We start from the raw sequence: 21,887 nt of genomic DNA on the forward strand, positions 1-21,887 counted from the left end.
GATAAGTCGTTAACTGTCCCGACGCGCCGGCTCAGGCGAGCGTGCGTCTCTGCACTTTCATTAATTCACGGATTCCCCCCGCCGCTAGTGTCAGCAATCGATCAAGTTGCGCCCGGGAAAACGCGGCTCCCTCGGCGGTGCCCTGCACCTCAACAAACTGGCCTCGGTGATTCATGGCGACGTTCATATCCACCTGTGCCCGGACATCCAGCTCATAGTCCAGATCGAGCCGAGCGACATCATCAATAATCCCCACGCTCACCGCAGCCACCGGCCCAATGATCGGATCATCCTGAATGATCCCGGATTGACGGCAGTGGGCGATGCACTGAGCCAGCGCGACAAACGCACCCGTGATCGACGCGGTGCGGGTTCCGCCATCCGCCTGAAGCACATCGCAATCGCAGGCGATGGCAACACCCGGCATTTTTTCCAGGTCCACCGAAGCCCGCAGCGCACGTCCGATGAGCCGTTGAATTTCCGTACCTCGGCTGTCCACGCCGCGCCGTTTCCGCTGTGATGTCGATCCGGGCAGCATGGAATATTCCGCGGTGACCCAGCCCTTAGGTCGTATCGACGGATCACTGCCGGGCTTGGGCATGAGCCATTTGGGGGTCTCATCCACCGAAGCGGTGCAGAGCACGCGCGTGTGCCCCTGGGTGATGATGACACTGCCGGGGGCAGCAGTGACGAAAGGTTCGATCGTGGTCGGCCGGAGCCGATGGGCTGGGCGAGTCTTCATCGCGACAGGTTACCGATCAATCAGGAAGTCACCAAGCCGTCAAGGTCAGCCCGGTATCAGGGAAATGCGCTGCATCAGACCAACATTCAGTCGTAGCCGACTCAGCCGGCTGCCCTGGCGGCGTCCACCATTTCCGGCACCGCGGCGCGCAGTGCCTGGACAATCGCCTCGCGCGAGGCGTGCTGCCACGGATGGCCGCCTTCGACTCCCGGATCGCGCAGTCCGTCAAACGTAGTGATGATCTGTTTCATCCTCGCCGCTGTCGGCGGATGCGTCTGCCAGATACGCACCGACACATGAGGCGTCTCGATCATGTTCTCTCCTCCGTAAGCCAACTCCTCGAACAGCTTTTCGCCGGGACGAATTCCCGTGAATTGCACGGGCACATCGACATCGGGTTCCAGTCCCTGCAGCCGGATGAATTGCCGCGCCAGATCGACGATGCGGATCGGATCACCCATATCGAGCAGGAACACCTCGCCGCCCCCCTGCCCATCCGCGTTGGAAAGTGCCGCCGACTGAAGCACCAGCCCAGCAGCTTCGGGGATGGTCATGAAATAGCGGTACATATCAGGATGAGTGACGGTCACGGGCAGGCCGCGGGCGATTTGCTGCGACCAGATCGGAAGCACGCTGCACGCCGAACCGAGCACGTTACCGAAGCGGACCATCGAGTAATTCGTATCGCTGCGTGTGTTGAGATGCTGAATGTAAAGCTCTGCGAGCCGCTTGCTCGCGCCCATCACCGAGCTGGGATTGACCGCCTTGTCCGTCGAGATCATGACGAAGCGATCCACTCCGTTCTGGGCAGCGGCGTCGGCGATGGAGCGGGTGCCGTAAAAATTATTCTCCACGGCTTCCGAGGGATGATCCTCCATCATCGGCACGTGCTTGTGTGCCGCAGCGTGAAAGATCACCGCTGGCTTCTGCGATGCGATCACCCCCAGCGTGCGCGGACGGTTCGTTACATCGTGGAGAATCGCCGCCCGGTCCAGCCTGCTGTGCGCCCGCGCGATCTCACGATCGATTTCAAAGAGGGCATTTTCGGAGCGTTCGACTAGCACGAGCTTTGACGGCCCGAATCGCGCGACAATCCGTGCGATCTCCGAACCGATCGAGCCACCCGCCCCCGTGATGAGCACGACACGATCCGCAAGCGTTCGTCGGATCGCATGCTCATCGAGGTCGTGCGGCCGACGATTCAGAAGCCGCACCGGATCAACGAACGGGCTGGCCATTGCCGCAGCGGATACCCGGCCGCCCATCGGCGTAAACGTGGTACGGCCGGCGAGTTGGTCAGCGAGCGTGGGCATGAATCTCCAGGAAAGGCGGCGGACTTCAAGAATACGAATGGCCTCGTCGGCGGCGGCGGTCATCACCGCAGGTAACGAAATCAAAACCTGATCCGCGTGCGTCTCATCAAGGATCCGTTCGAGTTGATCCAAGGTGCCCAGACCTTGACTCGCATGGGTCGTACCTGCCGAACCATTGGTGAGAATGACTCCCGCGATATGCGGCTGTGGCTCCACAACCTCAAGGCTGTGCGCCAGTTGCGCTGCGCTCACCGGGGTACCGATCAGTAAGACTCGCAACGCTTTGGCAGGGGTGGTGGCTTGACTCCCATTTCGATGACTGGGCATGGACAACTCCTGGATCACGCTCAGGAGTGTTATCGGCCCAGTTGTGGGCGAATCATCAGGTCTGACTTTTCCGGTTGGGAAACCTGTGACGAATTTAAACTGCCAGGCCGCACCAGACGATACCAATGACATCAGGGTTGACTGCTTACGCCAAGGAGCACCTCATGTCGCGCGCCAACCGATCCGCCGAATCACGCCAGGCACCACGTCTGCGACTTCCCGCAATGTACACCCTGGTGCGTGTCCGTCGGCGCGGTGACGAACGGTACTCATGGTCAGGCTATATCTACGACATCAGCAATTCCGGGATGCGCTTTGAACTCGATAGCCCGCTCGAACCGGGAACGCAGATCGAAGTCAAAGCGATGCTCCCCGGCTCGCCACACACCACCTTTGCCGCCAGCGGCCACGTCGTCCGCCGTCACGATGACAGCGAAGACCTCGGCCCGACACGCATGGGTATGACCTTTGACAGTTTCGCCGGCCGCACGGATCGTCGCCGGCTGGAAGACTACATCTCGCAGTCCAGCCTCAAAGCCGCGTAATGGTGCGGCTTCGCTGGCAGACCTGACTCATTCGTGATTTTCTCTGACCTCCTTTCACGCCCTCTTCAGCGCAAAGAATCGCTCCGCGTTCGCATCCGTCACGCGCGTGAATTCTTCCAGTGTCATTCCCCGTTGTCCCGCAAGGAACTGCGCAGTCACACGCACGTAGGACGGTTCGTTCACCTTGACCTTCCGATGCGGAGCGGGCGTCAGGTACGGGGCATCGGTTTCGATCATGATGCGATCCAGAGGAACGCGAGCCGCCGATGCCGCCAAAGTTGTGGAGTTCTGAAAGGTAACGATACCCGTGAAACTGACCATCGCGCCCAGTGCAAGTATCTTGTCGAGTTCCTCATCAGTACCGGTAAAGCAGTGAAACACGAAGCGTGACGGCTCGATACCGCTGCTGCGAATCATCTCGATCGTCTCGTCAGTGGCCTGACGGTTGTGGATGATGCAGGGAAACCCCGGCCGGTCAATCTCTGCGAGCAATTCCAGTTGCCAGGCGAATGCGCGGCGTTGATCCTCCATCGGTGGATCGGGATAGTGCCGATCCAGCCCCATCTCCCCAAGCGCGACGACTTTGGGAAGCCGCAGCAACTCACGCAGTCGTCCGAGCAGATCGCTCCGGTCTTTCCATTGCCCCGCGTAATGCGGATGCAGACCGGCTGCGAAGTAGATGTGAGGATAGGCGCGTGCCAGCTCCGCCGCAGCCAGTGCATCGGGAGGCGCGGTGCCTATGGTAATCATGCGGTCCACGCCGGCCTCGGCCGCCCGACAAAGAACATCATCGAACTGTGCCGCAATCGGCGTGTAGGTGAGATGGCAATGGGTATCAATCATGGTTGTCAAAAATATGATTGACGCGAAAAAAGGGCAACGCAAAATCAATCGACGGGACTGGGGAATACGTGTTGACCGTTACGCTCGACTTTCGGTTTCTTCGAGCAGACAACCTGCAGTTTGGAATCCGTAGCTTAGAGTCGCCTAGCTACGCAGGAGTAATATCAATTATCTCGATATCACCCACCGCACAAACGAGATGACCAGCGTAACAGCGAGTGTGACAAAGGCGATCGTCGTCGTCCAAGATTTTCGATCGAGCAGCCACCACACGAGCACGACGCCAAAGGCCGCCGCATTGGTGATGAGAATCGCACGTAACTGAGACCGCCGGTAAATCTTCGCATCGGGTAATACTGCGCCGGGTGGAAGTCCATGAGCATCGGGATCGGGATGAGAAGTTTCTGCCATCTCAGGTAAGCCCGGTACGTCCAGCCATTCAGAGGCACGACTTGCGGACCCGCGTCATCGTTCACATACGCACGGCAGCGTGAGTTGTCCGTGCGATTCTCGTCTCCATCCCAGCTCGTGTGGAATTCCATCGCGAACACGGCGCAACTGATGCCGTGAAATCAACCCCGCTCACTCCTCATCGTCCTCTTCCGACTCCACTTCGCCGTCGCCGCCCGCAGAGGCTTTGACCAGGCTCGCGCCTTTCTTTTCCATCACCTGCAAGCGGATTTCATCGAAGAGTTCCTTGTTTTCTGCGATGAACTTCTTGGCGTTTTCACGACCCTGCCCCAGACGGACTTCGTTGAAGTTGAACCACGCGCCGCTCTTCTGCACCACCTCAGCTGTCACGGCTAGGTCGAGCAGGTCGCCGCTGGCACTGATGCCTTCGTTGAACATGATGTCGAACTCCGCATCACGGAACGGCGGAGCCACCTTGTTCTTCACCACGCGGGCACGGACACGATTACCCACCGCGACTTCGCCTTCCTTGATCGAGCCGGTTCGGCGGATGTCGATGCGAACGCTGGCGTAGAATTTCAATGCGCGGCCGCCGGGCGTCGTCTCAGGATTCCCAAACATCACGCCGATCTTTTCGCGAAGCTGGTTGATAAAGATCACGGTGCATTTGCTGCGGGCAATCGCGCCGGTGAGCTTACGCAGGGCCTGACTCATGAGACGGGCCTGCAACCCGACGTGGCTGTCTCCCATTTCGCCTTCGATCTCAGCACGGGGAATCAGGGCTGCGACCGAGTCCACGACGATCACATCGACCGCGTTGGACCGCACGAGCAACTCGCAGATTTCCAGCGCCTGCTCGCCGGTATCCGGCTGCGAGACAAGAAGGTCTTCGAGGTTGACGCCCAGCCGACGTGCCCATGAAGGGTCGAGCGCATGTTCCGCATCGATGAAGGCCGCAACGCCGCCGTCTTTCTGTGCGTTGGAGACGACGGTCAGCGCGAGCGTGGTTTTGCCGGACGATTCGGGGCCGAAAACTTCGACGACCCTGCCGCGGGGAATACCGCGCCCGCCGAGGGCCAGGTCCAGACTGATCGAGCCGGTCGAGATGCCGGGAACGACCGTGGTGGGATCATCATCAAGCCGCATGATCGACCCCTTGCCGAAGGCCCGCTCGATCTGCGTGACCGCCTGCTCCAAGGCCCGCTTACGACCCGGGTCCGCCCCGTTGCCGGACGTGCCCGCCGCTGTGTTGTTCGTACTGCTCTTGGCCATGTCAACTCCCCTGCTGGTTGAAGTGTGTCCGTTAACCGATGCACGATTTCCCGTTGCGCTCACCATAACGCTGCTCCTGCATGTGTCAAAAAGTGTGCTGACCCGCGACGATAGTTCGGCTTACGTTAGGATACTATTTGTTCGGTATCTGTCAAGGTCTCTCTTTAATCATTTTTCATTTACGAAATGCGGTCTCGCTGCGTCGCTTCCCCAACATTTTTCATCATCGAATGCCTTCATAATTACCCAGCTCTTGACGTTATGGATTGTAAGACATTATTTACGATGGGCTTAGATATGTTAAATTCTGGATACGTCTTCCGATCCGCCTGCCCCCTCGTCCCGTGGTCGAGTTTCCAAACTCCGTCAGCGTCGTACGTGCTGGTCTCATACTCAGCATTTTATCAAAATATTTTTAACAGTCAATCAATTTGTTCATTTATTTTTCACCGTTTTGGCGAGGCGGTCTGATCTGCCGCGCGAACCGCACCGCAACATTGCTTCGTACACTGCGTTAGTCCCCAGGCGACAATCTCATCCCCTTTTGAAGGAGTCCATCATGCTTCACTCCCGGTTCTGGCTGGCTGCGGCGATTGTTCTTTCCCTCGTACTTACCCTGCAACTGCGCGCAGAGGAAAACGAGAAGCCGGCCAACGGCCCGGAAATCGGCAAGCCCGCCCCGACCTTTGAGCTTAAAGGGTCCGACGACAAGGACCACAAGCTCGCCGACTACAAAGGCAAAATCGTCGTGCTGCATTTTCAGAGCACGACCTGTCCGTGGGAGCGAGCCTATCAGCCGTATCTGAACCAGACCGCGACGACATTCGCAAAGACGGAGCACAACGGCAAAATAGTCGAGGTCGTCTTCCTGGGAATCAATGCCAACAAGAACGAATCGATGGACAATGTGAAGGCGAAGCTCAAAGAAGAAAACGTGCCCTACGTCGTGACCAAGGATCCGGGAAACAAAATCGCTGATGAATATCACGCGACGACCACACCGCACATCTTCATCGTCGATGCGGATGGGATCCTGCGTTACAAGGGAGGCGTCGAAAAAGCCCCTACCGGTCCGCGCGGTGCGACCAAGAGTGAGGAGCAATACCTGCGTCCCGTACTCGAAGCCCTGGTAGCCGGCAAGGAGCCACCCGTAACGGAAACCAAAAGCATCGGATGCTCGATCAAGCGGGAGAACAAGTAAGCCGGACGTGCTTGAAAACTTCAGCAGCGTCGAAGGCAGGCGGGTTTACACTCGCCTGCCTTTTATTTCAGGTGCTTTCGATCAGGGTGTAAAGCTGTGAGGGTTTCATGTCAGCCACCAGCGATGCTTCGGGCTTGTCGTTCCCCATCGCAGCCGCAGCCGCGACGTAGCCGCTGCGTACCGCGCCTTCCATCGTTGCCGGCCAGCCTGTTTTGACCCAGTCGCCCGCAAGCAGCAGATTGTCGATGGCTCCGACCGCACGGGGACGGATCGCTTCCAATCCAGGCAGCGCGGAAAAGGTCGCCCGCTTTTCCTTCACCACACGAGAGTGAACAAGTCTCGCATCACGAGCAGCGGGGAAAATCTTGCGCACTTCCGCGACTGTCATCGCTGCGATTTCCTCAGCCGGGGTGTCAACCAGATCGTGTGCTGCACTGATTACGCCGTGCAGGTGTTGCGCACGGCTGGGCGGTTCATCCATGCCTTTGTTGAACACCCACTGGAGCGGGCTGTCCATGAGGATGACATGCGGCAGTTCCATCGCTGGACGACCATCCGCACGTTCCAGCCAGAGATGAATGCCGATAATCGGACTGACACCGATGTTCTTTGCAACATGCAGCCGCGCATCCACAGCAAACATCTCCGGCGGGCAAACTTTCGCCAGCCGATCAAAGGGCAAGGCCGAGATGAAATGATCCGCCTCGATCTTTTCGCCGCCATCCAGCTCCGCCCCCGTCACGCGATGACCGTCAAAATACAATCGCTCGACGCTGCGGCCCAGCATCACCCGACCGCCTGCTGAAGCGATCAATCGTTCCGCGGCTCCATACAACTCCACCAGCGGCACCGAGGACAGCCCCATCACGTAGGCACCGGCATTGGAAAGAAATGCCTCCTGGAAAACCTGAATCGCGTAGCCCGCAGACATGCGCTCAGGCAGCTCATTGATCGCGCTGATCACCACGACCGCCCAGAACTTCCTGATCGCACCGGCCGGTTGCGATTGCGCTTCAAGCCACTGGGCAAAGGTGACATGATGAAGAGCCTCACGTCCGTCCTTACCCATCCGCATCATCGCAAGCATGCCGCGCGAGATGGCGACCTTCTCCGCCAGCGTCAGATTCTTAAACCCCAGCATCGATCGCGTCATGTGCAGCGGCGCGGGCAGGTCGTCCGCTTCGAGCTGGTCAATCCGCGTCTCACCCTTGCGATCTGTCAGAGCGAAATAGAGCCGCCGGTGCCATTCGATCGCATCGGCTACACCGAGCCGTCGGTACAGATCCATCAGATTGGTGCAGCATCCGACGAGAACGTGCTGGCAGTTGTCGAGCGTCTCTTTCGTGGTCGGATCGACGAAACTTGTCGCCCGGCCACCCAGCCGCTTGCGTGTCTCCACCAGCGTGACAGCTCGGCCGGCCTGCGCAAGCCGCACCGCGGCAGCGATTCCGGCAAGTCCGCCGCCAAGGATCAACGTCGTCTGTAACGGCTGCGATGAAGGCATCGGGATCAGCCACGCCCCTTCCAGCCGTACATCCCGTGCATCGACGCCGCACTTGATTGTGCCGACGTGTCGGCCATCGCTTTACTCGACCGGTTCATCTCAATCTCCGCGTTTTCGCTTCCACGTCGCCCGCAAGGCGATCATCGCCTTTTCCAGACCGGTCAGCCGCACACGCTGCGTCAGCACACGGCGGGGATTCTGCGCAATCTTCACCAGCAGGCCGTGATAAATCTTCATCATCGCCCAGCACGTCGGCCGGCAGGAGGGAGTAACAAAGCTCTCCAGACTCGCAGCACGGTCGTAACAGGTCTGTACCCGATTCACCTCAAACGCCATCAGACGATCGAACCGATCGTCAGCGTTCTGCCGCAGGATCGCCTGTCGGAATTCCTCGCTGGATTCGTAGCCGAACCGGATGAGTTCGTCAGCGGGCAGATAGACCCGATCCCGCCGCGCGTCCTCGATCAGGTCACGCAGGATGTTTGTCAGTTGCAGTGCCAGTCCCCGCGTCTTGGCAAGCTCACAGGTCGCATCACCGCCCGTATAGCCCCACACCGTGATGCAGGTCAGCCCGACAACACCTGCCACCTTGTAACAGTAGTCATCCAACGACGCGAAAGTTTCGTAACGGTTCTGGTGTTGATCCAGCAATTGCCCTTCGATCATCGCGTCGAGGTATCGGCCGGGGATTTGATAATCGCGCAAAGTTTTTTCAACTGCCGGCCACATCGTCGCATGATCGGAATCATCATCACGCCAGGCGGCACGGCCCGGACGACGGCCCGACAGGGCATCGTGTGTGAATCCGTGAAAGCGGTCGATCGCTGCTCGCGTCTCCGGGCCGCGGGCGGCATTGTCCGCCAGGTCGTCGGCAGCGCGCATCCATGCGTAGATCGCGTACATCGCTGACCGCTTCGGCTCAGGCGTCAGTTTCATGCCGTAATAAAAATTCCGCGCCTGCGTCCGCGCGACCCGCTGACAATGGGCAAAGGATTTCACCAGCGCGTCATCATGGGCAGCGACACCCGGCGCAACTCCCGACAACGATTCCGCCCGCGTGGTACTCATCCGTGCGACCCTTCCCCCACGGGATGCTGCGGCTGGCCGTCATCACGCCAGCCGGAAAAAACCTTTCCCGCCACCGCGTGCATCATCAAGGCGACTTTTGCGACCTTTGAGAGCGAGGGGCGACGTTCCAGTGTGTTGTAATCCTGCCGCTGGATCATGCGGAGAATCGACTCGCCGCCGCGAGAGAAAAGTTGAATATCCACGCGGACATCCGGCGCGACGAGCGGCCAGAGCTTGTGCCCGTCATGGAACAGAGGCCATGTGCGCTCGCACAACTCCCGCAGGGTGTTTCGATAGGCGGGCAGGATCGCGTGAATCCCCGGTGAAGCGGTGTCACAGGCGGCACACTGGGCTTGCCCGTTTCGCGGCGCGTCGAGCGTCACCGCTTGGACCATCGTTTCGATATCGAGACCGTGACGACTGGCGACTTCACTGGGCACATAGACGCGGTTGCGTTCGAGGATGTCGCGTCGCACGTCCTGCCAGAAGTTAGCCAGTTGAAGTGCCGTGCAGGTCGCATCGCTCCACTTCTGCCGTTCCGGGTCACGGTATCCGCAGAGGTAGAGCACGAGCCTGCCAACGGGATCCGCGCTTCGTGTGCAGTAGTCGAGCACCTGCTCCCAGGAGCGATAGCGATTGATTGTCTGATCCTGCCTGAAAGCGTCGATCAGGTCGTCGAACGGTTTGCGAGGTATGTCATGTCTGCGGATCGTCGGCTGCAGCGCCACAAACACCGGATGACGCGGCTCGCCGGCGTAGCAGGCGTCAAGCTCACGCCGCCACCAATCCAAAAGTTCGAGCGATTTCCGCGGATCGCCGACCTCGTCACCCAGATCATCCGCCCAGCGGCAGAAGGCGTAAACATGGCGGAAGTCATCGCGGAGACGCCGAGGTAAAAACCAGCTCACCACGCTGAAGTTTTCGTAATGCGTCTTCGCCAGATCGCGCGTGTATCGGACCGCTTGCTGGTAATCGAGCCGCTGGCAACGCTCCGGGCCGTACGTGTCGAGTTGGTCAAGGATGGTCTGAGGCATGATGCTTCCGAACCTCACATCATATGCGAGACGGGTTGATTCAGGCGTTTTTCCTATAATCGACACGTCGCTCGTTTTTACCGAGGTTGCGAATGTCTCAGTTTCCCCGCATCGCACAGTTCAAAGATCTGGCAGCCTTCCGCTCGCAACTGACCAAACTTTCCCTCAACCTGCCGACCGATGATCGGATTCTTTCAGCTGCGCAAGGTTCCCCGATGGCGCAAAGCTGTAAGGTTGGGTCGTTCACTGTCGGAAACCGCTGGTGTATTCACGCCATGGAGGGATGGGACGGCACGCCCGACGGCCGGCCTAGCGAACACACTACGCGCCGCTGGAAACACTTTGGCCTCAGCGGTGCGAAACTGATCTGGGGCGGCGAGGCTTTCGCGGTGCAGGCTGACGGCCGGGCAAATCCGAACCAGCTCTACTACCGCCCGGAAAATCAGGAACCGATGCGGGATCTGCTCAACGCTCTGCTGGCCTCACACCGTCAGCGAATGGGAAGCCTCGACCACCTGCTCGTAGGACTTCAGCTCACACACTCCGGGCGATTCTGCAAGCCCAACGACAAGACTCGTTTCGAGCCGCGCATCGCTTATCACCACCCGGTGCTCGATAAAAAATTTCACATCAAGCCGGATGACGACTCTGTTGTCTTCACCGACGATCAGATCAAGTGGCTCATCGACCAATACATCGTCGTGGCGAAGATGGCGCAGGCGATCGGATTTCAGTTCGTGGACATCAAGGCCTGTCACGGCTATCTCGGCCACGAGTTTTTGTCCGCGTACACACGACCCGGCCCCTACGGCGGCGACCTGACGGGACGGACACGCTTCATGCGTGAGATCATCCAGGGCATCCGTGCCGCTTGCCCCGGTCTGCTCATCGGGGTGCGCATTTCCATCTTTGACCGGCCGCCCTATCACCCTGATCCGTTGCGCGGCGAAGGCGACCGGATGGGGCCGGGTATTCCCGACGAATTTCATCACGCGCTGCCTTACGCCGGCTTTGGGTGCAAACGTGACAACCCGCTGGAGATAGACCTGACCGAGCCGATCCAGCTCCTGACCATGATGCGTGACGAGTTGAAGGTGGAAATCGTCAACATCTCCGCGGGAAGTCCCTACTACGTGCCGCATATTCAGAGGCCGGCGTTTTTCCCGCCCAGCGACGGCTACCAGCCGCCGGAAGATCCGATCGTCGGCTGTGCGCGTCAGGTCAATGTTGTGCGTGAGTTGAAAAAGGCGGTATCCGGCCTGCCGATGGTCGGCACCGCTTACACCTATTTTCAGGAATATCTCCCGCACGTCGCGCAGGCGGTGGTGCGTGACGGCTGGGTGGATTTCGTCGGACTTGGCCGGATGGTGCTCTCCTATCCTGACCTCCCCGCCGACACGCTCGAATACGGCGAACTGCGCAAAGCCAAGCTCCTCTGCCGCACCTTCAGCGACTGCACCACAGCTCCGCGCAGCGGCATCATCTCCGGGTGTTTTCCGCTCGACGATTACTACAAGGAACGCGACGAGAACGAACAGCTCAAGACCGCGAAAAAAGCCTTGCGTGAGCGGTTGAAAATAATGAACGAGTCAGTGAAAAAAACGCCCTGACCGTTTCCCGCCTGCGGTTGGATGTCAAGTCTTTCGTGAAGTCTCAACCTGTCTGCACCAAACTTCCGCCTGTAACGGTTGTGCTGGTTAATTGGCGCCCCTATTGCGTCGATAACTACCCGGGACTCCGCTGGTCTGCCGGGACCATTCCATGCGAATCGCGCTTGATGCCCGCACCATCTATCGCCGTCAGCGACGAGGAACGGGAAAAAATCTTCTCGACCTCTACCGCACCTTGGCGACCGTTCGACCACAGTGGAGCGTCACCGCTTTTCACCGTGAAGCGGAAATCAACGACGACCTGCTTCCCGCGCCATTCGCGCAACCGCGTCACATTGAAATGCTCGGCGACCGACTCGGCGCATGGGAACGTGTCCGCCTGCCGATGGCGGCGTGGCGCGGCGGCGCGGACCTCCTGCACTGCCCCGCTAACACCTCACCCCATTGGCTGCCGATCCCCGCGCTGGTGACCATTCACGATCTGATCCCGCTCGACATGCCGGACAGTCATCCGCTTGAAGAAGTCCATCGCTTCGAGGCGGCTGTGCGCAGCGCCTGCCGTCGTGCTGCATGGATCATCACGCCGTCGGCTTACACGCGGGAGCGACTGACCGCCGAGTTCGGTGCGGATAAGGCATGCGTCACCGTTAATCCCTGGCCAGCCGACAGCGCGATGAAACACGTACCGCAGCACGAATGGATGCCGGTACTCCGCCGCTATGAGATCAATGCACCGTATGTCCTGCATTTCGGCGCAGCGGATCCAAGGAAAAACACGCTTGGGTTAATCGAGGCATGGGCGCAGCTCCCCTCTGCCATCCGGGACGAGTGGCGATTGCTGATCGTGGGACTCGATAAAAAATCGTTCGAGGACTATGGCGCATTCGCACAGATTCGCGGCGTCGCCCATTCCGTCGTGATGCACGGATTCGCACCTGAGGAGGACATTCCGACGCTCCTGAGCGCGGCAGATGTTCTGGCGTTTCCAAGCCTGTCGGAGGGCTACGGCCTGCCGATCCTCGACGCCTGGACAGCGCGGACACCCGTACTCACCAGCGATTGCACCAGCCTGCCCGAAGTCGCCGGCGACGCGGCCTTGCTCGTGGACCCTTACGACTTTGCCGACATCGCGCGTGGGTTGTCGGAAATGATGACCAGCACCGCGCTGCGAAATGAGTTGATCGCTCTGGGCACTGCATCCGCACGCCGGTTCACCTGGCGGGACACCGCGGAACGCTTCGCTCAATGCGCCGAAGCAGCCGTCGAAGTCAGCGGCGGAATGAGGTCCGCCGCATGACCGAGGCCGCAACTCCATCTCCCGTGGATGTGCTCTTTGTCAGCGAGTCCGCGCTCTGGCCTCAGGATCAGGGATGCAAAATTCACGGAGCGCAGATGGCGCTGGCGGCAGCGCGTCTGGGTATTCGCGTAGGCGTCGCCTGCATGCAGCCGACACCGATCGATGCCACACCCGATCTGCGACGACTGATACTCCCCTGGCCTGACGAGTCAGCGGAATCGATCAGGCAGTTCAAGAGCAACTGGCGCGGACCCGGCGCAATCATGCGAAAAAAAATCGCCAGCCATCAAGGGCTGGAGATTTCCCGCCTGGCGGGGGTGATCGACCTGGTCCGACAACATCGCCCATCTGTCGTTATCGGCGTCGGACTTCACAGCGTGATGATGCTTCGCGGTCTGCCGTCCACCCGGAAGGTCCGAAGCACTCCAGAAATCTCCACGCTGAGTTCGACGGACAGCCGACAGGAGAAGTACGAGCACCGGATCAATGCTCCGCAGCGTGTCTGGTATGCCGCGGATGAACTCGTCTTTTTCAATCTCTCCTGTCTGCGTCGGGAACCGCTTCGGCTGTTCCGCTTTCGGATGCGCACGCTCGCACTGCATACAGCACTGGAACAATTTTTCGCGCGCGGACTCGATGGTGCAATCGGTGTCAGCCCGCTCGACACGCTGTTGCTCAAAGAAATCACTGGCGTCAAAAACGCAGTGACCATCCGCAACGGGGTGGACCTGAACTATTTCCAACCGGCATCCGTGCCGCCCTACCGCCACCCGGCACAACCGCATTCGCTGTCGTTCTGGGGACGGATGGATTTTGAGCCTAATGTCGATGCCGTCACATGGTTTGTCCGTTCGGTCTGGCCATCGCTGCGTCAACGCTTCCCGGACGCCACGCTGCGTATCGCAGGGAAAAATCCCACGCCCGGCGTCACGGCACTAGCCAGTGTGCCGGGGGTGAGCGTCATCGGAGAAGTCACTGATATTCGTGAGTTGGCTTTCGACTCGGCGGTGACCGTCCTGCCCATGCGTTGCGGAGGCGGGATCAAGAACAAATTGCTCGAAGCAGCCGCGATGGGATTACCCATCGTCGCTTCACCCGTGGCGGTGCGCGGTCTGGATTTCGGCGCGGAGTTTGCACCGGTGATCGTCTGCAACAAGCCACGGGAGTGGTTCGCCGCCATCGCCGGGCTTTGGTCCGACACCGAACGTGCGATCTGGCTCGGCGAGTCGGCAAGAAAATGGGTCGAAGCTCATCACCACTGGAATCATGCAGCACGACAGTTATTGACCTGGGTCGATCGACTTCGGGCAGATTCCGATCTGAAGTTATCCGGCGAAACCCTCGCCTCAAAATTGCCGAAAGAATTTCCACCGCGACAGAAACACGCGGCCTGAGCATTACCTATGGCCTGGACCTCCATGCACTTTGCGATCGGAATGGCCTGCACCGGCGGCGTCGGGGCCGTCGCTTGCGCCATTTTCCGCAAAGGCTGGAAGTGGATCCCGCTGGCTATGACGGCTGGCGGCATGTGGGCGATCATCCCCGACATGCCCCGTCTCTGGCGCGTCGATTTCCCTTCGCTGCCCTTCGCAGCCACACTCGGCGACAAGGGGCTCGAACGCTGGCTGCACCGCTGGGGCGATGTGTTCTTTTTCCATCATCAGCTCGACTTGCAGCCTAAGGAGTTCGCCCTGCACGGGTTGATCGGCATGATCTTTCTCTACAACCTCGCGATTCTCGGCCTGCTCTGGCTCAACCATCGCGAGCGCGTCAGGACAGCGCGCCTGGCCTCTACCAACGGCAAAGGCGGCCGACCGACACTCAGGTATTCAGGTCACGGCGAAGAAAACAGCCGCTCAATGTCCGAGCCGCGATCCAGCCATCTGTCTCGCCATTCACCCGACCCGGAATTACTCGTCGGACTGGTGCGCGGCAGGAGTGCCTGACGTTGTGAACGATCACGCCGGTGATCGCTGCGGTAGCTCATTTCAGCAACTCGATTCTTCTCTCATCCGCGATAGCTCGATCCGCTCGAAGTCGCGCTCTTGCTCAAGCGATTGTTGACGTACAGTGCTTCGAGGATGAACTCACCGGCGCACGCCAGGTTTTGTTCGTCCTTGGCATCGAGCTTCAACCGCTTGGCCAGGTCCGCTGCGGCCTTGTGCAGGCCGGTCACATGTTTCATGTTGGCGACCTGCTCCGCAGCCGGGATTTCGTCACCGACCGCGATGGTCAGACCGTCCTTGAACTGATCGGAAATTTCCTCGTAGTCGTCGATATCGCTGATTTGATCGAAGACGGCTTTGACTGCTTCACCCAGGAGTGAGACGACGAGTTTATCTTCGCCGCCCTGTCCATCCTCGGCGAGCATCAGCTCGATTTTCCCGCGACAACTGGCGACCAGATGCTGCAGATCGCAGATGCGGGGCACGACCCGCGCTTCGCCGGTGATGATTCCGCGTCGCTCCGCGCTCGACACCATGTTTTCCGCACAGGCGATGCTGGTACGGACGCTGACTCCTGACGCCTGATTGATGTGCGGGCTTTTGCGCGCCAGGGCGACGGCTTCCTCCAGGATGCGGTGCATGAATTCAGGGATCACCACCTCCGGCGTGCCGTTCTGTGCTGCATGAGTGCGAGTGCGCTCCGTCTGGCCTGCGGAGGACTTTCCGCGATCGATCCACGCATTGGCGCGGGTGATCGCCAGTGCTTCCTCCGTCGTCTGCGGGTAGTGCGTGCGGATGACCGAGCCGATGCGATCCTTCAGCGGTGTGACAATCCGGCCGCGGTTGGTGTAATCCTCCGGGTTGGCCGAAAAGGCGAGGCAGACATCCAGACTCAGACGGATCGGATATCCGCGAATCTGCACGTCGCGCTCCTCCAGCACGTTAAAGAGTCCGACCTGTATGCGCGGTGCCAGATCGGGTAATTCGTTGATGGCGAAAAGTCCCCGGTTCGTGCGCGGAATCAGCCCCAGGTGCATGGTCGATTCGTCGGAGAGGTATCGCCCTTCCGCATGTTTGATGATGTCGATTTCACCGATCAGGTCGGCAATGGTCACATCCGGCGTGGCGAGTTTTTCGTGATAGCGTTCGGAACGGTGAAGCCAGCGGAGAGCCGCGTCGTCACCCTGCTCACGCACGACGCGCTTGCCCATCACGGTCATCGGTTCGAGGGGATCGTCGGGAATCTCCAGTTCCGCCAGCACGGGAATCCATTCATCGAGCAGGTCGGGCAGCATTCGGAGCATGCGTGTTTTCGCCTGCCCGCGAAGTCCCAGGAACAGCATGTCATGGCGCGAGAGGATGGCATGGATGATCTGCGGCAGGACGGTCGCGCGATAGCCGACGATGCCGGGAAAAATCGGCTCGCTGCTTTTGAGTCGGGCGATCAGGTTGTCACGAAGCTCCTGCTTGACCGTCCGGTAGCGGTACGGTGTACGCCTGAGTTGGCCAAGCGTGGCGGGCTGCGGGTGATGCGGCATGTTGCTTCCCATTCCTGACAAGGAACCGATGACGGTCATCAAACGCTAGAGATGCCGTGCGGGGAAGTCAAAGAAATGATTCTTGCCGCAAGCAAGCGAAATCGACAACCGCCTCAAGCTGGTTCCCAGCCAGGCTCCGATAGAATGGCCGACGTTGGCTCATCGCTTGATACCCCGTTATCATGATGGCTTGATCCGTTTATCAGTACTAGGAGTGCCCCTTTGAGTCGAAGCAAGCTCCTGATCGCTGTAAGTTCGCCGTGGGCCAGCGAAAAGTTGACCACGCCGATCGCGGACATGGCCAAGCGGCTCGACGCGGAAGTAGTCGTCGCCCATGTCGCGCAGACGCAGGATGAGGACGAGCATGAGTCAGACGCGACACAACGCGGTGAGCAGACGCTGAAACTGCTGACCGAGGGCTTGCGTGCCGCCGGCGTTCGCTGCGAACAGGTCATGCTTTTTGCCGATGACGTGCCCAAGGCCATCATCAAAACCGCCAAGGACCGAAGCTGCACGATGATCGTGCTGGGGCTGACGGGTAAAGGTGTCTTCAAGCGTCTCATCGCAGGCGACGTGCCGGGTAACATCATCCGCATGGCTGACATGCCCGTCCTGCTCTGCCCGGCGAACTGGTCAGGCATGATCTGAGTTGCGCCGTCGGGCTGAGCCGTTGACTTGGGATGCTCTGAGATATTCAGCAGTCGAATGCTCGAACCGCGACACACCACCAGACTCCGCAGGCAAGTAACGCACCCCTGCAACCGATTGGCTATTGTCCAGACGATGCGGCATGCTCCCCCTCGCTGCACGATCTATCGCTGCATTCCAGCGGTCGTCCTCGCGTTGATCTTCCCGGCTTTCGTCTCCGCGCAGACCACAAAACCCGCCTCCTCGGTCAAGTATCTCTCCACCGTGACGCTCGGCTCCTCCGCACGCGATCAAAATAAAAAAAGTTTCAAAGTCACGGGCCTCAGCGGAATCGTCTGGATGCAGGACAACCGCTATCTGGCGGTGATGGACAATTCCAACCACGTGGTCGCATTGCGCATCAATCTGCACGAAGACGGCAAGATTCAGTCGGCAAGCATCGCAGGCGGATTGTCGCTCGACCAATCGCTCGATTTTGAAGGCATCACCGTCAGCCCGCACGAAAAAAACATGGTGCTGCTGTCACAGGAAGGCGAGGGAAACGAACCGCCGGACATTCGCAAGTTTGATCTCAAGACCGGCCAATACACAGCACGAGCAAAAATGCCGGTCGTCTTCGCGCAGCGGCGGGGTAATCTCGGCCTCGAATCACTCACGATGACTGCCGACGGCGGGGAAATATGGACCGCCAACGAGGAAGCACTTTCCGTCGATGGCGACACTTCCACCAAGGAGCGAGGCACGATCGTGCGGCTGGTACGGATCATTCCTGCCATGAAAACCTACGCGGTCTCCTCACAATTTGCGTATGAGACCGATCCGATTCCCACCGGTCTGCTGCCGGTGCCGAGCGTCGGCAAACTTGAAAGCCGTAGCGGTGTGAGCGATCTGGTCGCGCTGCCTGACGGACGGCTGCTGGTGCTGGAGCGGTCGTTTCTCAATCAAAGCATCGTCTCATCGCTTGAGTCGCGGATTTACCTGGTCGATTTTGCCGGCGCGACAGACATCAACAGCAACACTCAGGGCCTCAAAGGTCAGGAGTTCACCCCGGTCAGAAAAATGCTGCTCTGGTCCGGCTCGGTCGGTAACCTCGAAGGCCTTGCCCTTGGGCCGCAGATAAAAAACGGCAACCGCACGCTGATCGGTGTGACCGACGGCAACGGCGTACTGGGTAACAGCGTCGTGTCATTCGAACTTGATCTGGAAAAGTGAACAGACGAAGCCAGCGTCATTTCACCCGCTGACCCGGCGGATCAGCGACGTGTTTTCATGCGTCTTCCACCAGCATCACATGCACCGCGCCCGGGCCGTGGACACCGGTAATCAGCACCCCTTCGATATCCGCGGTCTTGGATGGGCCGGTGATAAAGGCCATACTGCTGGGCAGTTCCCTTCCTCGCTTGCCCTTGATCCGTGCCCAGTAATCCAGCATGTCAGGGAGAATATCGCTGGCTCGCACCAGCGGGATATGGACAGGCGGGATCAGACTCAGGCCGCGACTGTGACCGGCGTCGCTGTTGCAGATCATCGTTCCGGTCTCAGCAAGCGCAGCATGGACATCGGTGATGCCCGCATCGGTGTCGTACTGGGTATCCAGTCCGGGCGCAGCCTGCCAGTCCACCACTTCGATGCCCTTGCGTCGGATCGACTCCTTAAGCCCAAGAGCCTGAGGAAGACTTCCGACGCCGACCACGACGCGCCGAGCGGAAACGCTTTCAAGCACAGCCAGAACTTCGCGGGTCAGGTCGGCGGACTTGATCCGGCGCACTTTCATGCCCACGAGTGTTGCGCGTTTCTCGAACAATGCGACGAGATCATCACTCGGCCGCGCAAGTCGCGCAATCGTCTCATCCACCGCAGGCGGAGGAGGGGCAGGCTCAGTTCGGCTCCGACCCAGCGCGGCACGCACCCTCGCGATGAACTCAGCTGGATCGGCACCCAAATGTCCTTTCATCTCATTCATCACGTTGCTCGACTTCCACGCCACGATCCGGGCAATCAGGCCTCTTTCGACTTTTTATCTTTTTCGTGTTCATCCCACCATTGGCGGAAACTTCGTGCCGGCGGCGTCGGCATGTCGCGCTCACGGGTCCAGCTCTTGACCGGGCCGGGCGCATCGCTGAGCCAGCCGCGCGAGGCGTAGGGATCGCTGCCTGCGCGTCCGAGCGAGCCGTTACCGCGAGCCTGGAGACGGAACATCCATTTCTGCATCCACCCGCCGAGGCGATAGGTCAGGCTGTTACGCAGCGTCGCAGCCCACACCCGGTAAATCAGGCGATCCGGCCACCTCGTGATTTTCTGTTTTATCTGATCCCGTCGCAGTTGGATCAGAAACTTGGGAATGTTGATCTTGACCGGGCATGCCTCGTAACAAGCGCCGCAGAGCGAGCTGGCGTGCGGCAGGTCGGGGTAATTTCCCAGACCTTTGAGCATCGGCGTCAGAATCGCTCCGATCGGGCCGGAGTAAACCGACCCGTAGGCGTGCCCGCCGATCTTGCGATACACCGGGCACGTATTCAGGCATGCGCCGCAGCGGATGCAGCGCAGCATCTCGCGCGTCTCCTCCTTAAGCGTCTTCACCCGGCCGTTGTCCACAAGGATGATGTGCATCTCCTCCGGGCCGTCATGCTCGTCAGGTCTCCTGGGACCGGTCATGAAGTGGTTGTAAACCGTCAGCGGCTGGCCGGTCGCGCTGCGGGCGAGCAGCTTAAGCAGGACGCCCAGATGTTCCAGCGAGGGCACCAGCTTTTCAATGCCGACAAATGCGACCAGCACGCGCGGCGCACTGGTACACAGACGGCCGTTGCCTTCATTCGTGCAGATCACCACGGTGCCGGTGTCGGCAATGAGAAAATTCCCGCCGCAAATGCCCATATCCGCCTGGCGATACTTGTTCCGCAGCAGGTTTCGCGCGATCTGGCAGAGCTTTCCGGGGTCTTCGGTGTATTCGACATGCAATTCGCGTGTGAACGCTCTGGCGGTGGCGGCGCGGTCCTTGTGGATCATCGGCTGCACAATGTGCGACGGCGCATCCTTATCAAGCTGAAGGATGAACTCCCCCAGGTCCGTCTCCACTGTCTCGACGCCGATCGACTCCAGCTTCGGCAGCAGGTGCATTTCCTCCGTGACCATCGACTTGCTCTTGACGCAGAGCTTCGCGCCGCACTTCCGGGCGATGTCGAGACAGATACCGTTCGCTTCATCCGTCGTCTCCGCAAAGTGAACCTTTGCACCGGCTGCGGCGGCGTTGGTGACGAATTGTTCGAGGTAGTAATCGAGATGGTCGAGCGTGTGCTGCTTGATCCGACCGCCCAGCTCACGCATGCGGTTGTAGTTGTCGCCAAAGGCTTCGAGACAGATGCGCTTGCGTGCGCGATCTTTGCTCAAAGTGGCGGAGTTGACGAACTGCTGGAGCTGCGCGTCGTGAGTGGCTTTTTCCACACGCGGCTGCATGTGGTAAGGCAGCGTGACATCGAGCGGGTTGGTGTCGTGAATCTCGGTGATATTGCCTTGCCCCATCGCGGCACCGGTGAACGCGGAGCCATCGGTCGGGCCGGGTAATACGTGTACGTCCTTCGGTTCGGGCGGCGGTGATTTGGGCAAAGACGCGGGATTCATAATTCCATCAGTCGTAGGTGAGTCGCCTTGCAACTCCTTCACATCCGGATCATTCACATATCCGAGCCGTTCACGTCTTGATCGGGCCGCAGCCCGCAATGGCTGTCCGTGGTTTCTGCCCAGCCGGATGTAGATAATCGTCGTGCCGCTCCATCAGGCCGAGGCTCTCGGCGATGATTTCCGCCAGACTCTTAAACGCCACGCCCGCTCCCTCTCGCCGACACGATCCGGAGATATTCATCGTACAACCGGCATCATTACTGATAACCGTCTGCGCGCCGGTCGCCGCGATGCACGCCACCTTGTCGCGCACCATCGTGCCTGAGATGTCCGGATACTTCATCGCAAACGTCCCGCCGAAACCGCAGCACTGCTCGGATTTTTCCAGCGGCACATACTCCAGACCGTCAATCTGCCGGATGATCTGCTCGGCTTCATTGGTGATGCCAATGCCGCGCAGGTGACACGAATAGTGATACGTAGCCTTGCCTTTCCATTTGGCACCCAGCTGCGTCAGATCGACCTTGAGCACTTTGACCAGGTATTCGATGAACTCATAGGTTTTGTCGGCGAACTTTCGCGCGTCGTGTTCCCACGCATGGTCGCCGTGAAAAAGCTCAGGGTAGTAGTCTCGAACCATGGCGGCGCACGAGCCGGAAGGCGTGACGACGTGGTCCGAGTTCTCAAAGACCTGAATCATCCGCTTGGCCAGCTCGCGGGATTCATCGTGGAAGCCGTTGTTGTACATCGGCTGCCCGCAGCACGTCTGCGCCTGCGGGAAGTCCACTTCACACCCCAGATGCTCAAGTACCTTGACCATTGCAATTCCGGTGCGCGGATAAAACGTGTCCGACAGACAGGTGATAAAAATCGACACCTTCATGCGATGAAGTTTAGGGGCGAAGATATGGGAACACAACGGAGCCGGTGGATAACAACCGGTGCGTCTTTTCCCGTATAGCCGTCTGAC

At 59.5% G+C, this 21,887-nt stretch carries 20 protein-coding genes; 8 read left to right on the forward strand and 12 right to left on the reverse strand.

Going from position 1 to position 21,887, the window contains the following annotated elements:
* Positions 1–31 precede the first annotated feature (31 nt).
* On the reverse strand, positions 32–742 hold the full coding sequence (gene rph, locus IT444_03920; protein ID MCC7191911.1) for a ribonuclease PH: 711 nt from the start codon (positions 740–742) through the stop codon (positions 32–34).
* A gap of 101 nt (positions 743–843) precedes the next feature.
* On the reverse strand, positions 844–2,382 hold the full coding sequence (locus IT444_03925) for a polysaccharide biosynthesis protein (protein MCC7191912.1): 1,539 nt from the start codon (positions 2,380–2,382) through the stop codon (positions 844–846).
* 164 nt (positions 2,383–2,546) lie between these two features.
* On the opposite strand from IT444_03925, the gene IT444_03930 reads away from it, so the two are divergent.
* Positions 2,547–2,927 carry a PilZ domain-containing protein gene (locus tag IT444_03930; GenBank protein MCC7191913.1) on the forward strand — a complete coding sequence of 127 codons (381 nt, stop codon included), beginning with the start codon at positions 2,547–2,549 and terminating at the stop codon, positions 2,925–2,927.
* Between the two features lie 54 nt (positions 2,928–2,981).
* Here the strand turns inward: IT444_03930 and IT444_03935 are convergent, their stop codons facing one another.
* The 3 genes from IT444_03935 to recA all read right to left on the reverse strand — a co-directional run bounded on the left by IT444_03935 (position 2,982) and on the right by recA (position 5,453).
* Positions 2,982–3,770, reverse strand: coding sequence for a TatD family hydrolase (locus tag IT444_03935; protein MCC7191914.1), 789 nt, complete (start codon positions 3,768–3,770; stop codon positions 2,982–2,984).
* 168 nt (positions 3,771–3,938) lie between these two features.
* The gene (locus IT444_03940) at positions 3,939–4,181 is read right to left on the reverse strand and encodes a hypothetical protein (GenBank protein MCC7191915.1); all 243 of its coding nucleotides are present in this window, start codon (positions 4,179–4,181) and stop codon (positions 3,939–3,941) included.
* Between the two features lie 171 nt (positions 4,182–4,352).
* On the reverse strand, positions 4,353–5,453 hold the full coding sequence (recA, locus tag IT444_03945; protein MCC7191916.1) for a recombinase RecA: 1,101 nt from the start codon (positions 5,451–5,453) through the stop codon (positions 4,353–4,355).
* A gap of 559 nt (positions 5,454–6,012) precedes the next feature.
* Here recA and IT444_03950 point away from each other — a divergent pair.
* On the forward strand, positions 6,013–6,654 hold the full coding sequence (locus IT444_03950) for a redoxin domain-containing protein (GenBank protein MCC7191917.1): 642 nt from the start codon (positions 6,013–6,015) through the stop codon (positions 6,652–6,654).
* 67 nt (positions 6,655–6,721) lie between these two features.
* On the opposite strand, the gene IT444_03955 is transcribed toward IT444_03950, so the two are convergent.
* The 3 genes from IT444_03955 to hpnC form a co-directional block, all read right to left on the reverse strand.
* Positions 6,722–8,158, reverse strand: coding sequence for an FAD-dependent oxidoreductase (locus tag IT444_03955; GenBank protein MCC7191918.1), 1,437 nt, complete (start codon positions 8,156–8,158; stop codon positions 6,722–6,724).
* A gap of 99 nt (positions 8,159–8,257) precedes the next feature.
* On the reverse strand, positions 8,258–9,226 hold the full coding sequence (locus IT444_03960; GenBank protein ID MCC7191919.1) for a phytoene/squalene synthase family protein: 969 nt from the start codon (positions 9,224–9,226) through the stop codon (positions 8,258–8,260).
* On the reverse strand, positions 9,223–10,260 hold the full coding sequence (gene hpnC / locus IT444_03965; protein MCC7191920.1) for a squalene synthase HpnC: 1,038 nt from the start codon (positions 10,258–10,260) through the stop codon (positions 9,223–9,225). Before hpnC ends, IT444_03960 begins: the two co-directional genes overlap by 4 nt.
* Before the next feature lie 92 nt (positions 10,261–10,352).
* On the opposite strand from hpnC, the gene IT444_03970 reads away from it, so the two are divergent.
* From IT444_03970 to IT444_03985, 4 genes are all read left to right on the forward strand, one after another.
* On the forward strand, positions 10,353–11,870 hold the full coding sequence (locus IT444_03970; protein ID MCC7191921.1) for a hypothetical protein: 1,518 nt from the start codon (positions 10,353–10,355) through the stop codon (positions 11,868–11,870).
* A gap of 151 nt (positions 11,871–12,021) precedes the next feature.
* Positions 12,022–13,167, forward strand: a complete 1,146-nt coding sequence (locus IT444_03975) for a glycosyltransferase family 4 protein (GenBank protein ID MCC7191922.1) — start codon at positions 12,022–12,024, stop codon at positions 13,165–13,167.
* Positions 13,164–14,561 (forward strand): glycosyltransferase, encoded by a 1,398-nt coding sequence (locus tag IT444_03980; GenBank protein MCC7191923.1) that lies wholly within the window; start codon positions 13,164–13,166, stop codon positions 14,559–14,561. Before IT444_03975 ends, IT444_03980 begins: the two co-directional genes overlap by 4 nt.
* 9 nt (positions 14,562–14,570) lie before the next feature.
* Positions 14,571–15,113: a hypothetical protein gene (locus tag IT444_03985; GenBank protein ID MCC7191924.1), complete on the forward strand. Its 543-nt coding sequence runs from the start codon at positions 14,571–14,573 to the stop codon at positions 15,111–15,113.
* A 62-nt stretch (positions 15,114–15,175) separates the two neighbouring features.
* Here the strand turns inward: IT444_03985 and IT444_03990 are convergent, their stop codons facing one another.
* A complete protein-coding gene (locus tag IT444_03990; protein MCC7191925.1) occupies positions 15,176–16,663 on the reverse strand; it encodes a magnesium chelatase in 1,488 nt (495 codons plus the stop codon).
* A gap of 210 nt (positions 16,664–16,873) precedes the next feature.
* Between IT444_03990 and IT444_03995 the strand changes: the two genes are divergently transcribed.
* Together IT444_03995 and IT444_04000 are read left to right on the forward strand one after the other, a co-directional pair.
* Positions 16,874–17,299 (forward strand): universal stress protein, encoded by a 426-nt coding sequence (locus IT444_03995; GenBank protein MCC7191926.1) that lies wholly within the window; start codon positions 16,874–16,876, stop codon positions 17,297–17,299.
* 135 nt (positions 17,300–17,434) lie between these two features.
* Positions 17,435–18,511: an esterase-like activity of phytase family protein gene (locus tag IT444_04000; protein MCC7191927.1), complete on the forward strand. Its 1,077-nt coding sequence runs from the start codon at positions 17,435–17,437 to the stop codon at positions 18,509–18,511.
* A 55-nt stretch (positions 18,512–18,566) separates the two neighbouring features.
* Here the strand turns inward: IT444_04000 and IT444_04005 are convergent, their stop codons facing one another.
* From IT444_04005 to IT444_04015, 3 genes are all read right to left on the reverse strand, one after another.
* Entirely contained in the window at positions 18,567–19,253 is a 687-nt protein-coding gene (locus tag IT444_04005) for a lactate utilization protein C (GenBank protein MCC7191928.1), read from the reverse strand.
* Between the two features lie 44 nt (positions 19,254–19,297).
* On the reverse strand, positions 19,298–20,917 hold the full coding sequence (locus IT444_04010; protein MCC7191929.1) for an iron-sulfur cluster-binding protein: 1,620 nt from the start codon (positions 20,915–20,917) through the stop codon (positions 19,298–19,300).
* A 70-nt stretch (positions 20,918–20,987) separates the two neighbouring features.
* Positions 20,988–21,800 carry a (Fe-S)-binding protein gene (locus tag IT444_04015; protein ID MCC7191930.1) on the reverse strand — a complete coding sequence of 271 codons (813 nt, stop codon included), beginning with the start codon at positions 21,798–21,800 and terminating at the stop codon, positions 20,988–20,990.
* Positions 21,801–21,887: the final 87 nt, after the last annotated feature.

The sequence above is a fragment of the Phycisphaeraceae bacterium genome (genome assembly GCA_020851465.1).
Classification (GTDB): domain Bacteria; phylum Planctomycetota; class Phycisphaerae; order Phycisphaerales; family Phycisphaeraceae; genus JADZCR01.